At 70.3% G+C, this 13,790-nt stretch carries 14 protein-coding genes; 3 read left to right on the top strand and 11 right to left on the bottom strand.

Annotated features, from left to right (window positions below; translation table 11 throughout):
• The first annotated feature begins 21 nt into the window (after positions 1–21).
• Positions 22–537 carry a hypothetical protein gene (locus AC07Q9_RS17560; protein ID WP_495310966.1) on the top strand — a complete coding sequence of 172 codons (516 nt, stop codon included), beginning with the start codon at positions 22–24 and terminating at the stop codon, positions 535–537.
• 184 nt (positions 538–721) lie between these two features.
• Positions 722–1,918: a metallophosphoesterase gene (locus AC07Q9_RS17555; RefSeq protein WP_495310965.1), complete on the top strand. Its 1,197-nt coding sequence runs from the start codon at positions 722–724 to the stop codon at positions 1,916–1,918.
• Positions 1,919–1,930: 12 nt separating this feature from the next.
• On the opposite strand, the gene AC07Q9_RS17550 is transcribed toward AC07Q9_RS17555, so the two are convergent.
• The 4 genes from AC07Q9_RS17550 to AC07Q9_RS17535 all read right to left on the bottom strand — a co-directional run bounded on the left by AC07Q9_RS17550 (position 1,931) and on the right by AC07Q9_RS17535 (position 5,612).
• Positions 1,931–2,431: a polyhydroxyalkanoate granule-associated phasin gene (locus tag AC07Q9_RS17550; protein WP_495310964.1), complete on the bottom strand. Its 501-nt coding sequence runs from the start codon at positions 2,429–2,431 to the stop codon at positions 1,931–1,933.
• Between the two features lie 117 nt (positions 2,432–2,548).
• Positions 2,549–3,526: a lysylphosphatidylglycerol synthase domain-containing protein gene (locus AC07Q9_RS17545; RefSeq protein WP_495310963.1), complete on the bottom strand. Its 978-nt coding sequence runs from the start codon at positions 3,524–3,526 to the stop codon at positions 2,549–2,551.
• Complete coding sequence (clsB, locus tag AC07Q9_RS17540; RefSeq protein ID WP_495310962.1) at positions 3,523–4,800, bottom strand: cardiolipin synthase ClsB; 1,278 nt, start codon at positions 4,798–4,800, stop codon at positions 3,523–3,525. Before clsB ends, AC07Q9_RS17545 begins: the two co-directional genes overlap by 4 nt.
• Positions 4,801–4,814: 14 nt before the next feature.
• Complete coding sequence (locus AC07Q9_RS17535) at positions 4,815–5,612, bottom strand: endonuclease/exonuclease/phosphatase family protein (protein ID WP_495310960.1); 798 nt, start codon at positions 5,610–5,612, stop codon at positions 4,815–4,817.
• 226 nt (positions 5,613–5,838) lie between these two features.
• Between AC07Q9_RS17535 and AC07Q9_RS17530 the strand changes: the two genes are divergently transcribed.
• Positions 5,839–6,213, top strand: a complete 375-nt coding sequence (locus AC07Q9_RS17530; protein ID WP_492681949.1) for a serine/threonine protein kinase — start codon at positions 5,839–5,841, stop codon at positions 6,211–6,213.
• A 101-nt stretch (positions 6,214–6,314) separates the two neighbouring features.
• On the opposite strand, the gene AC07Q9_RS17525 is transcribed toward AC07Q9_RS17530, so the two are convergent.
• From AC07Q9_RS17525 to AC07Q9_RS17495, 7 genes are all read right to left on the bottom strand, one after another.
• On the bottom strand, positions 6,315–6,893 hold the full coding sequence (locus AC07Q9_RS17525; protein WP_495310958.1) for a Spy/CpxP family protein refolding chaperone: 579 nt from the start codon (positions 6,891–6,893) through the stop codon (positions 6,315–6,317).
• A 250-nt stretch (positions 6,894–7,143) separates the two neighbouring features.
• On the bottom strand, positions 7,144–8,037 hold the full coding sequence (locus AC07Q9_RS17520; protein WP_495310956.1) for a pirin family protein: 894 nt from the start codon (positions 8,035–8,037) through the stop codon (positions 7,144–7,146).
• Positions 8,038–8,107: 70 nt separating this feature from the next.
• Complete coding sequence (locus AC07Q9_RS17515) at positions 8,108–8,872, bottom strand: GNAT family N-acetyltransferase (RefSeq protein WP_495310955.1); 765 nt, start codon at positions 8,870–8,872, stop codon at positions 8,108–8,110.
• On the bottom strand, positions 8,869–10,077 hold the full coding sequence (locus AC07Q9_RS17510) for a biosynthetic peptidoglycan transglycosylase (RefSeq protein ID WP_495310954.1): 1,209 nt from the start codon (positions 10,075–10,077) through the stop codon (positions 8,869–8,871). The genes AC07Q9_RS17515 and AC07Q9_RS17510 overlap by 4 nt, the downstream gene beginning before the upstream one ends.
• Positions 10,078–10,150: 73 nt before the next feature.
• A complete protein-coding gene (locus tag AC07Q9_RS17505) occupies positions 10,151–10,720 on the bottom strand; it encodes a hypothetical protein (protein ID WP_495310952.1) in 570 nt (189 codons plus the stop codon).
• Complete coding sequence (xrtQ, locus tag AC07Q9_RS17500; RefSeq protein WP_495310951.1) at positions 10,701–11,633, bottom strand: exosortase Q; 933 nt, start codon at positions 11,631–11,633, stop codon at positions 10,701–10,703. The genes AC07Q9_RS17505 and xrtQ overlap by 20 nt, the downstream gene beginning before the upstream one ends.
• A gap of 17 nt (positions 11,634–11,650) precedes the next feature.
• A complete protein-coding gene (locus tag AC07Q9_RS17495; RefSeq protein WP_495310950.1) occupies positions 11,651–13,711 on the bottom strand; it encodes a VIT and vWA domain-containing protein in 2,061 nt (686 codons plus the stop codon).
• Positions 13,712–13,790 lie beyond the last annotated feature (79 nt).

Raw genomic sequence — 13,790 nt, 5'->3', positions numbered from 1 at the left:
CGCCCGGAAAGGAAGGCTTCGATGTCTCTCACCACCACCAACCCCCTGTTTCTGTTCTCGCACGCACGGCCCATCGCCGCGGCGACGGGCGCCGCCTTGCTCGTGCTGCTCGGCGGTGCGCTCTCGGCGCAGCCGGCCCAGGCCGCGATGAACCCGCCGATCCTCATGGCGCACGGCGTCGAGTACATGAGCGGCGGCATCGGCCACGACGAGGCGCAGCTGATGGAAACCGTGTCGCCGCGCTGGCCCGCGAGCTTCGAATTCGCGATCAAGGACGGGCGCCGCGCCGACTTCGCGGCCGGCGTGCATGTCACCGTGCGCGACAGCCACGGCACCGCGCTGCTCGACAACGTGGTCTCGGGCGGACCGTTCATGGTGGCGCGGCTCGAGCCGGGCCGCTATGAAGTGGAGGCTCGCATCGGCGGCCAGACGCTCAAGCAAACGCTGCAGGTGTCGCTGGGCGCGCCGGCCAAGGCCGTGTTCGAATGGCCGGCGGGCACCGACATGGCCTCCGCCGGCACGCGCACGGTGCGGTAAGCACAGCGGCACCGCGCCGCAACGGACACCGAACCGTCACGCCCGCGGCGCCCCAACGCCCGCTATCCGGTTGCCTTGCGCTATAGAAAAAATAGCGACCCAGGCAGCTTTCGACGCCTTGAATGCGCGGCATGCGCCTTGCAGATGACGTGTCCCGGGCCATGCCCGCGTCTCCCCCGCCCTGATGCCGATCCGTCCCCTGAGCGTCCTGACCGCGCTGCTGCACGTCTACATCGCGCTGCGCCTGCTGCCCGCGCTGGCGTCGCTCACGCCTGCGTGGCCGCTCGCGCTCGTGCTGCTGACGGTGTCGGCGGTCACGATGCCGCTGCCGTTCGTGTCGCGCAGCCAGAAGGCCAGCCGCAAGGCGAAGCCGGCGGGCGAAACGCTGCACTGGATCGGCCTGATCAGCATGGGCTGGTTCTCCTCGCTGTTCATCCTGACGCTGGTGCGCGACCTCGGCCTGCTGCTGGCCTGGCTCGCGAGCGCGCTCGGCGGCCTGCAGGTGCCCTGGGACAAGGTCGGGCCCTGGAGCGCGCTGGCGGTGCTGGCGCTCGCCACGGGCGTGTCGCTGGTCGGCTTCGTCAACGCGCGCCGCACGGCCGGCGTGAAGCAGGTCGACGTGCCAATTCGCGGCCTGCCCGCGGCGCTGGCCGGCTTCACGATCGCCCAGCTCAGCGACATCCACGTGGGCCCGACGATCCGCAACGGCTACATCCAGCGCATCGTCGACGCAGTGAACCGGCTCGGCGCCGACGCCATCGCGATCACCGGCGACCTCGTGGACGGCAGCGTGCCCGAGCTGCGCGAGCACATCGCGCCGCTGGCGGGGCTGCGCGCGCGCCACGGCACCTTCGTGGTCACGGGCAACCACGAGTACTACGCGGGCGCGCACGCCTGGATCGACGAGCTGCGCCGCCTCGGCCTGAAGGTGCTGCTGAACGAGCACGTGGTGCTGCAGACGCGCAACGTGCGCGGCGCGCAGACCGACGAAGAGCTGTTCGACAGTGCGCTGGTGCTGGCCGGCGTGACCGACTTCACCGCCGGCCATTTCGATGCCGCGCACGCGAGCGATCCGCACCTGGCGCTGTACGACGCGCCGCCGCTGGTGCACACGCGCGTGCTGCTGGCGCACCAGCCGCGCAGCGCGCCGGTGGCGGCCGCGGCCGGCTACCAGCTGCAGCTGTCGGGCCACACGCACGGCGGCCAGTTCTTTCCGTGGAACCTGTTCGTGCCGATGCAGCAGCCGTTCACGGCCGGCCTGCACAAACTGCACGACATGTGGATCTACGTGAGCCGGGGCACCGGCTACTGGGGGCCGCCGAAGCGTTTCGGCGCGCCGTCGGAAATCACGCTGGTGACGCTGGTCCCGGCGCCACCCTGAAACGCAGCGGCGTCAGGCCTGCAGTTCGGCCAGCAGCCGCCGCGCGTTCGACGTGGCGGCGGCGTGGATCGGCTTCAGGCCTTCGCGCGCAATGCGCACCGCCACCCCCGTGAGCTGACCCGCCGTGCTGGCACCGCGCGCCGTGGCCTGCACGAGCGCATCGCCATGCGTGGCCGCCTGGGCCGGCGTGAAGCTGCCGGCCAGCGAGAAGAGGGCGGTGGTGCCCTGCAGCCATTGCTGCCACGCGCGCTGGGCCAGCGAGGCCTGGCTGCTGTGCCATTGCCTGGCCATCGCCAGGCCCGATTCGCTCGCCGCAGCAAGCTTTTCGTGGCCCATCAACTGGAACTCCGCGAGATCGGCGGCGCTGGGCGTGAGCCCGGCTTTCGCCATGCGCTCGGTGCGCATGCGGATCACCGTGCCGGACGACAGCAGGGTCTCGTGGGTCTTGAGGGCCAGGTCGACCCATTGCATCAGCGGGCTGGCCACGCGGGCGGTGGTACTGAAGGACGACATGGGAAGAGGGCACGTAGGGGAACAGAGGGCCACTATAGGCCTGCGAAGTGAAAATTGTTGCAGTGCAACAATTCCTGACCGTCATTTCACCGATCGATTGCTTTCTGCAGGCAATATTTAACGTTTGTTGTGGTTGTTGCCGGCATCCGCGCGCAAACGCCGTGCACGCGCCTCGGTCACGAGGTAGGCGACGAGCGCCACGGCCAGCGGCAGCAGGTAGTACAGCGCGCGGTAGGCCAGCAGCGCGCCCAGCAGCCGGGTTTCCGCCACCTCGTGCGCCAGCAGCGCGACGAACACGGCCTCCAGCACGCCGAGCCCCGCCGGCACGTGCGTGACCACGCCCGCCACGGCGGCGACCAGCAGCACCGCGAGCACCTGCGGATACCCGACTTCGCCCTGCAGCAGCACCCAGATCACGCCGCCGATGAGCGACCAGTTGGCGCAGGACATCGCCAGCTGCAGCAAGGCCATCGGCAAGCTCGGCGTGCGCAGCGCATGGCCGCGCACGCGCCAGACGTGGCCATCGGAGAACGCGCACAGCGCCAGGTACGCCAGCGACACCATCAGCAGCACCGCGCCGAGCAGGCGCAGGCCGCCGCCATCGATCTTCCAGTCGGGCGGCAGCGCCATCGGCCAGAAGCAGAACGCGGCGCCGGCCACCACGAGGTAGCCGAGCCAGTTGGTCAGCATGCTGAAGCCCAGCACGCGCGTGATGGTCTCGTTGCCGAGCCCCAGGCGCGAGTACAGCCGGTAGCGAAAGGCCACGCCGCCCACCAGCGAGCCGAAGTTGAGGTTGAAGGCGTAGCTGATGAAGGTCACGCCAACCACGGTGCCGGCGCCGAGCCGGTGCTTCGTGAGGTGGCGCCCGAGCAGGTCGTAGGTGCTGTAGAGCGCGAAGCTGGCGGCGGCCAGCGCGCCGGCCGCGAGCAGCGTGAGGGCCGGCAGCGCGCGCAGCGCAGCGAACACCTCGGCCCAGTCGATGGTGCGCGCCTGCTTCAGCAGCAGCCAGGCGATGGCGCCGAAGAAGGCCCAGATCGCCACGCGCCGCACCCATGGCCACCAGGGCCGGTGCGTGAGCGCGAGCGAGGCACTCATGCGGTCTCCGTGCGCGCCGTGCCTTCGTCGCCGTGTTTCTTCTGCTGCGCCATGAGATCGGTCGCCTCGGCCGGCGTCAGGCGCGGCACGTGGCGCGGCAGCCGGTTGAACCACGACGGGTACCAGCGCAAGAAGTGGAAGACGAAGAAGCTGCGCACCAGCCGCCAGCCGCTCCACTCGCTGGCCAGGTCGTCTGGGCCGATCTGCTTGCAGCTGTGCTGCATGAGATGGTCCATGCGCTCCCACAGCACCTTGTTGAACGCGGTGTCGCGCACGACCACGTTGGCCTCCAGGTTGAGCGACAGGCTCAGCGGATCGAGGTTGCTCGAGCCCACGGTGCTCCAGCGGTCGTCCATGAGCGCGACCTTGCCGTGCAGCGGGCGGTCGCAGTACTCGTAGATGCGCACGCCCGCGTGCAGCAGGTGGTGATACAGCATGCCGGCGGCCGTCTTCACGATCGGCATGTCGGGCTCGCCCTGCAGGATGAGCCGCACATCGACGCCGCGCCGCGCCGCGCGCCGCAGCTCCTTGATGAGCCGGTAGCCCGGAAAGAAGTACGCGTTGGCGATCACGATGCGCTCGCGCGCGGCGCGGATCGCGGCGCGGTAGTGGCGCTCGATGTCGTTGGTGTGGCGGCGGTTGTCGCGCGTGACGAAGATCGCGTCGGCCTCGCCCGCCGCGGCCTGCAGCTGCGACACGGGCGGGGCCTGCTTCAGCCTTCGCCGGAACCAGCCCACGCCCTTGCCGCCGACGGCAATCGCGCGCAGCACGAACTGGTGGATCTCGGCCACGATCGGCCCCGCCAGCTCAACCGCGTAGTCCTGCTTGGCCTTGGGGCCGAAGTCGAGCAGGTGGTCGGCCGAGTAGTTGATGCCCCCCACGAAGGCGCGTTCGCCGTCGACCACCACGATCTTGCGGTGCATGCGGCGGAACACGTTGAGCCGCTGGCCCAGGAAGCGCTGGCCCGGGTCGAACACGCGCACCTTGACGCCCGCCGTGGCCAGGCTCTCGAGGTACGCGTGCGAGAGGTCGGGCGAGCCGAAGCCGTCGATCATCAGGTCGACCTTCACGCCGCGCTGCGCCGCCGCGCGCATGGCCGCATGCAGCGCCAGGCCCACCTTGTCCTCGAACAGGATGAAGGTCTCGATGATCACTTCGCGCTGCGCCGCGCCGATGGCCTCGAACACGCGCGGAAAGAATTCCTCGCCGTTCTCCAGCAGGTCGATGCGGTTGCCGCCGGTCCAGTGGCCGGCGCGCTCGGGGGTGTCGCGCATGGGGGCCTCGGTGCTCACAGGTCGATGTCCGCCACCAGCGGGGCGTGGTCCGACAGGTGCGACCAAGGCAGGCGCGGCAGCACCACGGGCGCGTGCGCGCCTGCGTTGCGCACGTAGATGCGGTCCAGCGGCAGCAGCGGCAGGCGCGCCGGAAAGGTGCGCGCGGCGCGGCCGTGGGCATGCACGAACACCTCGCGCAGCGACGCGCCTTCGGCCAGCACATCGTGCGCGCGGGCGCGCCAGTCGTTGAAGTCGCCCGCCACGATCAGCGGCGCGTCGGCCGGCACCTCGTCGCGCACGATGTGGCACAGCAGCTCCAGCTGCTGCTGGCGGTGCGCCTCGGCCAGCCCGAGGTGCGCACAGATCACATGCACGTCGACCGTGCGGCCAGGCAGGCGCAGCACGCAGTGCAGCAGGCCGCGCTTCTCGGGGCCGCTCACCGACACGTCGTGGTTGCGGAAATGCACGATCGGAAACTTCGACAACACGGCGTTGCCGTGGTGCCCCTTCGGATACACCGCGTTGCGCCCGTAGGCGAACTGCGGCCACATGGTGTCGGCCAGGAATTCGTAGTGCGGCGCCTCGGGCCAGTTGTTCACGGTGCGCGAATGGCGCGCGTGCGTGCCCATCACCTCCTGCAGGAACACCACGTCGGCGCCCACGGTGCGCACCGCATCGCGCAGCTCCGGAAGGATGAAGCGGCGGTTGAGCGCCGTGAAGCCCTTGTGGGTGTTCACGGTCATGACCTTGAGCGAGGTCGGCGGGGCGGCCAGGGCCGGCTCAGGCAGCGCAGAAGAAGGGGAAGAGGACATCGGTGCTGTCGTTGTACGTGGCCGCGCCCGCGCCGACTGTAGGAACGCGCCACCTTCTTCGCGTGCCTTTCACGCAAGGGCGGCGGGCTCCTACAGGCAGGCCTGCCGCACCCCCACACGACACCCGAAACGGGGCTCCTACGGTGGTTTCAAAGCCGATGCCATCCCACTCACTGGACAAGCACTCGCGCTTTGCCTTTTCTTCATCTCCCGAAAGGAGCATTCCATGATGACCACCCTGCAACGCCTGACGATCCCCGCCGCGCTGCTCGCCGCCCTGCTGGGCGCCGGCACCGCACAGGCCCAGAAGCCCGCACCTGCTGAACCGATGGCGGGCGACAGCGCGATGCCCGCCTCGCGCGAGGCCGTGAAGGCCGAGGCCCGCGCGCAGAACCGCAACAACGCCAACAGCGTGGTGCCCAAGGGCGAGGCCAGCACCACCGTGAACCACCAGCCCAACGCGATGCCGTCGCCCACCGGCGAGCGCTCGCGCGCGGAGGTGCGCGCCGAGGCGCAGCACGTGAAGCCGCGCTTCGGCCAGCCGGGCGAACGCCCGGCGGTGCCGACCAACCCGACCGAGAAGACGGGCACGCCGCAGTAACACCGCGCGCGCCCACGAAAAAGCCCGCGATGCGCAAGGCATCGCGGGCTTTTTCCTGCCCTTTCCTGGAGGCCGGCTCCCTTCAGCCGGCCGCCCGGTCGTCAGCTCTTGGCAGGCGCTGCACCGTGGTGGCCTTCATGCCCACCGCGATGGAAGCGATGGCCGTGGCCCGCGAACTTCGCGGTCTCGGCGTCGAAGGTCTTCTGCTGCTCGGGCGTCAGCGCGGCATAGAAGGTCTTGGTCGCTTCGGCGCGCTTGGCGAACCGGGCGCTGCGCTCGGCCTGGCGGGCCTGCATGTGCTCCAGGCGCTGCGGCGTGGTCAGCTTGGCGAACTCGGCGCGGTCCATGCGCTGCGGGCGGGCGGCACCGGCCGGCGGCTGGCTGGCCTCGGTGAAGCTGCTCCACGCGCCTTCCTGGGCGCTGGTGAGCTTGAGCTTGTCCTTCAGCGCGGCCATGCGCTTGGCACGGTGCTCCTTCATGCGCTCCATGCGCTGGGCCGGGTCCATGCGCTGGTGCTGCGCCTTGGGTGCGGCGGTGGCGTCGGCCGGGGCCGTGGCGGCCGTGGGTGCGGCGCTCGACGGCGTGGTGGCAGCCGGCGCCTGAGCGAAGGCACCCGAAGAGGCGAGGGCGGCCGAACCCAGCAGGCTGGCCCAGACGATGCGTTGGCGAAGAGAGATCATGAGAGTCGCTTCCTTTCGAAGAAGTCCGCCACCAAAGGGCAGCGGGTGAGACGAAGTGTGGAGTGCCTCTGTAACGCGTCCGTGAGCCGAACGTGAGCGTGCGTAAAGAAGCATGAACCGCAGCGCGGTCCTGCGGCCTGCAGCGTGATTTATTTGGGCCTCGGCGGCTTCAGCCCGCGGTCGGGCACCTGCAGCTTGCCAGCGCACACCGAAGGTTGCGCCGACTTGCGGCAGGCAAGCGACTACAGGCTCAACCGAGCTTGCCGTTCTGGAAGTCGTGCACAGCCTGCTTGATCTGTTCTTGTGTGTTCATCACGAAGGGGCCGTACTGCGCGATGGGCTCGTTCAGCGGCTTGCCGGCGATCAGCAGCGCGCGCGCCGGGCTGTGGTTGCTGGCGCCGGCGCGCAGCACGGTGCCGTCGCTGCCGGGGTCGTTCGCCAGGATGGCCATGCGCCGCGTCGGCACCTCGCTGCCCGCGATCCACAGCGATTCGCGGAACACGTAGACCAGCGCGTTGTGGTCGGGCGGCAGCGGCTGCGCGAACTCGGCGCCGGGCGGCAGCGTGATGTCCAGGTACAGCGGTTGGGTGTGCGCGCGCTGCTCCGCGCCTGCGACGCCGTGGCTGACGCCGGCGATCACGCGCACATGCGCGCCGCTGGCGGTGGTGAACTCGGGGATCTCGCTGCTCTGGATGTCGCGGTACCAGGGCTCGCGCATCTTGTCCTTCGCCGGCAGGTTGAGCCACAGCTGGAAGCCTTCCATCAGACCTTCTTCCTGCTCGGGCAGCTCGCTGTGCACGAGGCCGCGGCCGGCCGTCATCCATTGCACGCCGCCATTCTCGAGCAGGCCTTCGTGGCCCGCGCTGTCGCGGTGGCGCATGCGCCCGGCGATCATGTAAGTGACCGTTTCGAAGCCCCGGTGCGGATGGTTCGGAAAGCCGCCGATGTAGTCGCCCGGGTTGTCGCTGCCGAAGGCATCGAGCATCAGGTAGGGGTCGAGCCGCTTCTGCAGCGGCTGCTGCAGCACACGGGTGAGCTTGACGCCGTCGCCGTCACTGGTGGAAACACCGGCCACGATGTGGTCGATGCCGCGCGGGGTGGCGACGGGATCGGTGGGGTGGTGGTGGGCATGAACGTTCGTCATGCCGCCCATGGTGGCACCAAAGCCCCGACCGCGCCACCGGTGGGGGTGCCCACTGCCGGTGGGGTTCAGCTCAGCGCGGCCACTGCTGGCGCTGCCAGTAGCAGTACTGCCAGCGCGTCTCGAAGCCCGCGCGGCGGTACAGCGCCAGCGCCGGCTGGTTCTGCGCGTCGACCTGCAGGAACACCCGTTCGACACCGCGTGCCAGCGCCGCCTGCGCCAGGCCGGCGAGCACGCGCCCGGCCAGGCCGCGCCCGCGCTGCGAGGGGGCGGTGCGCATGCCGTGCACGCTGGCCCAGCCGTGGCCGAAGGCCATGGCGCCGGCCGCCACGGTGGCGCCGTTTTCGCGCACGCTCGCAAAGAGCGAACCCGTGGCGCGCGACAGCGAGCGCACGCGGTGCACGCCATCGACCGGGTCGAAACCCTCGCCGAGGAACAGCGCGGCCCAGGCCGGGTCAGGCGTCGCGTCGACATCGGCCAGCCGCACGTCCGCCGCGACGAGGTCGCGCATGCGCCGTGCCAAGCCGGTCTGCACGCAGGTCGGGCTGTCGGCCACGTAATGCCGGCGGGCGAGTTCGGCGCGCAGCGTGTCGAAGCAGGCGGCGTCGGCCAGCCGCAGCGCGGGCGCGACCTGGCGGCTGTCGCAGCGGTCTTCGATGCGGTCCAGCGTGGCGGGCTCAACCGGGTCGCGGTGCAGCGGCACGGCGGAGCGGGCACGTTTGACGGTGCCGCGGTCGAAGGGCACCAGCCAGCCGTCGAGTTCTTCGCAGGCTTCGGGTGCGACCGCCGCGACGGTGGCGCGTTCGATGGCTTCGATGTCGTGCGGGGCAATGCTCATTGCACGGCTTCCGGCGGCGCGTACTTGGCCGCGGCCACGCTCTTGAGCAGCGCCTCGCGCTGGTTGCGGCTGATGCCGCGCACGCTCTCGGCCACCCACTTGGTGCGGTCGGCGTCGATGTGGCCGTCGCGCCGCCATTGCTCGAGCACGGCCTGCGGCTTGTGCAACATGGCTGCGAGCCAGACGGCCTGCGCCGGTTCGAGCGTGCGCGCGCTGCGCTTGAAGTAGCGCCGCGCTGCAGCCTCGCCGCCGCAGAGGTTGCCGCCCCACGGGGCGTTGTCGAGGTACAGCTGCAGGATGCGGGCCTTGCCCAGCGTCTGCTCCATCTCGACCGCGTAGAGCAGCTCGCGCAGCTTGCGCTCGGCCGTGCGGTCGCTGCCGGTGACCAGCAGCTTGGCCAGTTGCTGCGTGAGCGTGCTGCCGCCGCGCCGGGTCTGGCCGGGCTTCTGGTTGTGGTCGATCGAGGCGAGGATTTCGGTCAGGTCGTAGCCGGCGTGGCTGAAGAAGCGCTGGTCTTCCGCCGCGATGACGGCGCGCGCCAGCCAGCTGTCGTTGGCCAGCTTGCCCGACGGGCCGCAGCTGGTGCGTGCGCCCAGCATGGCCTCGGTGCCAAGCCCCTCGACGGTGAACTGGCTGATGGCCGGCTGCACCGCGAAGGTGGCGTCGGGCAGCAGCAGCTGCGCCTGCAGCGCCAGCGTGCCGCCGATGCGGGCGCGTTGCAGCTCGGGCAGCGCCGGCACCAGCACGGCATACCAGCGGGCGATGGGCGCGTCCTGCACGCGGACGTCGAGCTGCAGGTTCTTCGGCGCGAGGCGGCCGGTCCAGCTGCCCTGCAGCAGGGCGTTGCTGTCGGCTGCCTGCGGCGTGGCCTCGAAGGTGCCGGCCAGCGTGTTGCCGTCGCGCCGCACGGTGGCCACCAGCCGCTCGACCTTGATGGGCTGTGTACCGAGCGCAGGCACGTCGGCGCTGCACGGCGCGCAGCGCATCTGCTGCTGGCCGGTTTTGTCGTCCCAGGTGAAATGCACGGTGCCGAAGCGGGTGTCCAGCGCGTGGCCGTTCAGCCGCGGCGCGAACCACGACGAGGTGGCCAGCCGCACCGCGGTCGGCACGCCGACCTCGAAGTCGAGCGGGCCGGCCTTGACCGTGGTGCTCCACTCGCCCGCGGAGGGGGCGAGGGTGATCTTGGCTATCAGGAAGATAGCCACCAGGGCTGTCAGGACCAGGGCCAGCAGCCCGTAAATCACGAATCTCAGGGTCTTCTTCACAAACGCGTTCTCATCACATCGGTCTTGCCACGGTGACAGCTTGCCATGGACCGTGCGACTGGCCGCTGGCCGCCGCCCAGTACCAGGCCGAAGTGTCGGTGAAAGCCGTGCCTTGGGCGTCGACGATGCGCTCGCAGACGCGGAAATTTGGCGTACCGTGCCGTTGCGCCACAAAACAGCGCCACATCCGCGCCTGCGCGTCGCGTTCCAGCCGCGCCTGCTCGATGCGGTAGCCCAGCGCGCGGTAGCAGTCGGCGGCCGGATGCAGCATGCGCGTGGGCCGGTTCACGGCGCGCATCACCAGCGTCTGCTGGCCGTCGGTCATGCGGCCGATGGCGCCCGGAAAGCGATCGGCAAAGCGCTGCTCCACCTCGCTCAGCGCCAGCGGGCGCAGCGGCACGCCGTCCCACTGGCTGGGCCATTCGTGGGAACCCACGGCGTCGGCCTCTTCGGCCGGCGCGCGCAGCGCCACCGCAGCCGACCAGAGCACGCACAGCAGCATCGCCAGCGCGAAGGCGCTCTTGTGGCCCACGCGGTTGATGAAATGGTTGGCGAACCAGCGCTCAACGAACGGTATCGACACGGCGGCCTCCTTCGGCGGTGATCAGGCCCGGCAGCGGGCGGTCGAGGTCGATGCGCGGTGCGACGCGCGCCGGCACCATCAGGCGCGCGATGGCGCCGCACACCACGGCCAGCAGCACCAGCCCCAGCGCGTTGTGCGCCCACGGCGCGAGCGCATGGCCGGCGCCTTCAAGAGCGATCAGCACGCTGTTGCGCACGATGTTCCCGGCCAGCACCAGCAAGCCGACGGCCGGCAGGCGGCGCAGGAAGGCGCGGTCGCTGCGCCGCGCCCACAGCGCGACCGCGCAGGCCGTGAAATAGCCCAGCCACACCATCTGCACGCCCGAGCAGGGCGCGTCGACGATCACCAGGCGCCCGTCGACCATCAGCGTCGCGCCTTCGCGCGCCACCTCGAAGCCCGGCGCAAGCAGCCAGCGGCTGGCCTCGGCCGTCACCACGCGCAGCGGGTAGCCGGCGTAGAACTGCAGCGACGACAGCAGCGGCAGCGCCAGCACCGACAGCCCGGCCACCGGCAGCGCCGCCACGCCGCGTGGCAAAAAGGCCAGCAGCCCGGCCGCGAACGAGAGCACCGCCACCAGGCCCGAGGCCAGCGGCGGCAGCGCGGGCAGACCGCCCCCGCCCGTGCGCAGCAGCGTGGCGAGCACGGTGCCGACGCCGGCCAGCGCCAGCCAGCCCAGGCGCGGCGAGGCGCGCAGCTCGCGCCGGCACTGCCAGGCGAGCGCCGCCAGGGCGACCAGCGCCACGAGCCCCAGCGGATCGTCGGAACCGTCCTGCAGGCGGCGCGCCATCCAGGCCCAGGTGGGCGCGAGCGCGGCGCACTGCAGCGCGAGCCAGCCGAAGGCCGGTGTGCGGTCGATGCGGATGGCCCAGTCCACGACGCGCGGATGGTGGTGGGCCAGGGTTGCCAGAGACATGGTCGTGCGTCCTGTGTTCAAGCAGTAAAGCGGCGCGGGTCGTTGCGGCGTGCGCGGCGGCGCAGCATGGCCAGCATCGACAGCACCACGGCGATCGCGCCCAGCGTTTCCGGCTCCGGCGTGCTCGGCACCTCGGCGCCCAGCGCCAGGTCGCTCACGCCCTGCGGCATCGGCAGCGGCTGGTTCACGTCCACGCTGTTCTGCGGCGCCACGTTGCGCACCACCTTGTCCACCGCGATGAAGCTGGTGTACTGCGTGAGCAGGCTGTACTTCAGGCCCAGCTCGGTGATGCGGTCCTTGAAGGCGGCGCTGCCCTCGAGCGCTTCCTGATCGCTCAGGCTCTGGATGCGGTGGCGCGCCCACAGCGTGCGCAGCGCGGCGGTGTCCTGGCGCGTCTGCGGCGTGATGCGCACTTCCTCGCGGTACGGGCCGGTGGCGGCCTGGCCTTCGATGATCACGCGGCCCTTGGGCTCGCCGCGCCACTTGCCGAACACGATCACGGGGCGCTCGCCCAGCACGTCGGGCAGCGCCTGCGGCTCCACGTCGTACACGTCCAGGCCGCCGAAGGTGGCCTTCACGTTGGTGAGCACGGGTGACTCCACCATGCGGCGAAAGCGCGCGGCCTGCTCGGGTGCCTGCACCGGGTCGGTGATGATGAAGGGCTCGCCCATGCCGGCGCGCGCGATGCCTTCCATGAGGCTGCGGTTCACCGACGAGCCGATGCCGAAGGCGAACACGTTGGCCTTGGAGAGGTTGTTGCGCACCAGCTCGAAGGCTTCGCGCTCGACCGTCACGTAGCCGTCGGTCACCACCACCACGGTGCGCGACACGTTCGCGGCCTTGGGCTCGGCGTACACGCGCTTGAGCGCCGGGATCAGCTCGGTGCTGCCGCTGCCGCTGTAGTTCTTGATGGTGGCCAGCGCCTGCTCGATGTTGGCGCGCGTGGCCGGCACCGATTGCGGCGACAGCATCTTGTTGCTGCCCGAGAACAGCAACACGTTGAAGGTGTCGCTGGGGCGCAGGCCGCCGATCAGGCGTTCGAGCACGGTCTTGGCGGTGTCCAGCGGAAATCCGTGCATCGAACCCGAGATGTCGACCACGAAGATGTAGTCGCGCGGCGAGATGGCGCTGGCGGTCACGGCCTTGGGCGGCTCGACCATGGCGAGAAAGAAGTTTTCTGCGTTCTCGCCCTGGCCCTTGTAGAGCATGAGGCCCGACTCGATCTTCTCGCCCGCCAGGCGGTAGTCGAGCACGAAGTCGCGGTTGTCGGCGGGGCGGCCGTCGGCACCGAGCGTGATGTCCGCGTGCTGGTCTTCGTCGCGCTTCTTCACGTCGATGGTGTGCGTGGCGGAGCGGATTTCCTTCAGGCCCATCGGCGTGTCGATGCTCGCGGTGAGCTTGAAGCTGGTGCTGGGTGCCACGCCGGCGCGCAGCGTGGGCTGCGCCGGCCATGCGGCCTTGGCGTTCTCCGACTGCGGCGAGTTGTAGCGCGGCCCGACCACGGTCGGGAACACGAACTGGTAGTTGCCCGACTGCGGCACCAGCAGCTCGGTGTAGCGCAGCTCCACCTTCACGTCGTCGCCCGGCAGGATGTTGGCGACGTTCATCTGGAACACGTTGGACAGGTGCTGCTCGAGCAGCGCGGCGGTCTTGCCTTCCTTCTTCGCGGTGTCGTATTCGATCTTCGCCTGCTGCTTCTCGCGGATCTGCGCGGTGATCAGGCGGTCGGCCAGGCGCACGTTGAGGCCGCTCACCGCCGCCTTGGTGGAACCGGGGAACACGTACTTCGCCTCGATGGCGCGCTGGCCTTCGTTGCGGTAGGTCTGCGTGACCGTCACGTCGGCGATCACGCCCGAAATCCTGACCGAGACCTCCGTGCCCTTCAGCGGCAGGCGGTCGACCGAGGGGTCGTCGCTCTTGACGAAGAAATACGGGCTCTCGGTCTTCAGGCGCGGACCGGCGGGCGCTTCCTGCGCGTGGACCGGGCGGGCGCCCATGGCGATGAAACCCACGGTGGCCAGGCTCACGGTGGCGAGCCAGAGCCAACGGCCGGGGCGTGGGGTGGTGGGGGTGTCCATGGCGGGTGTCCTTCTGCGTGCGAACTTGCACAGCCCTCACTGTCGTGAGCGTGCGAGAAGGCAGTTGGAAGGCGCGTTG

The sequence above is a fragment of the Variovorax sp. GW821-FHT09A10 genome (genome assembly GCF_059418385.1).
Note: the sequence above shows the minus strand (reverse complement) of the source record. Positions and strands in the feature narration are given on the sequence as shown.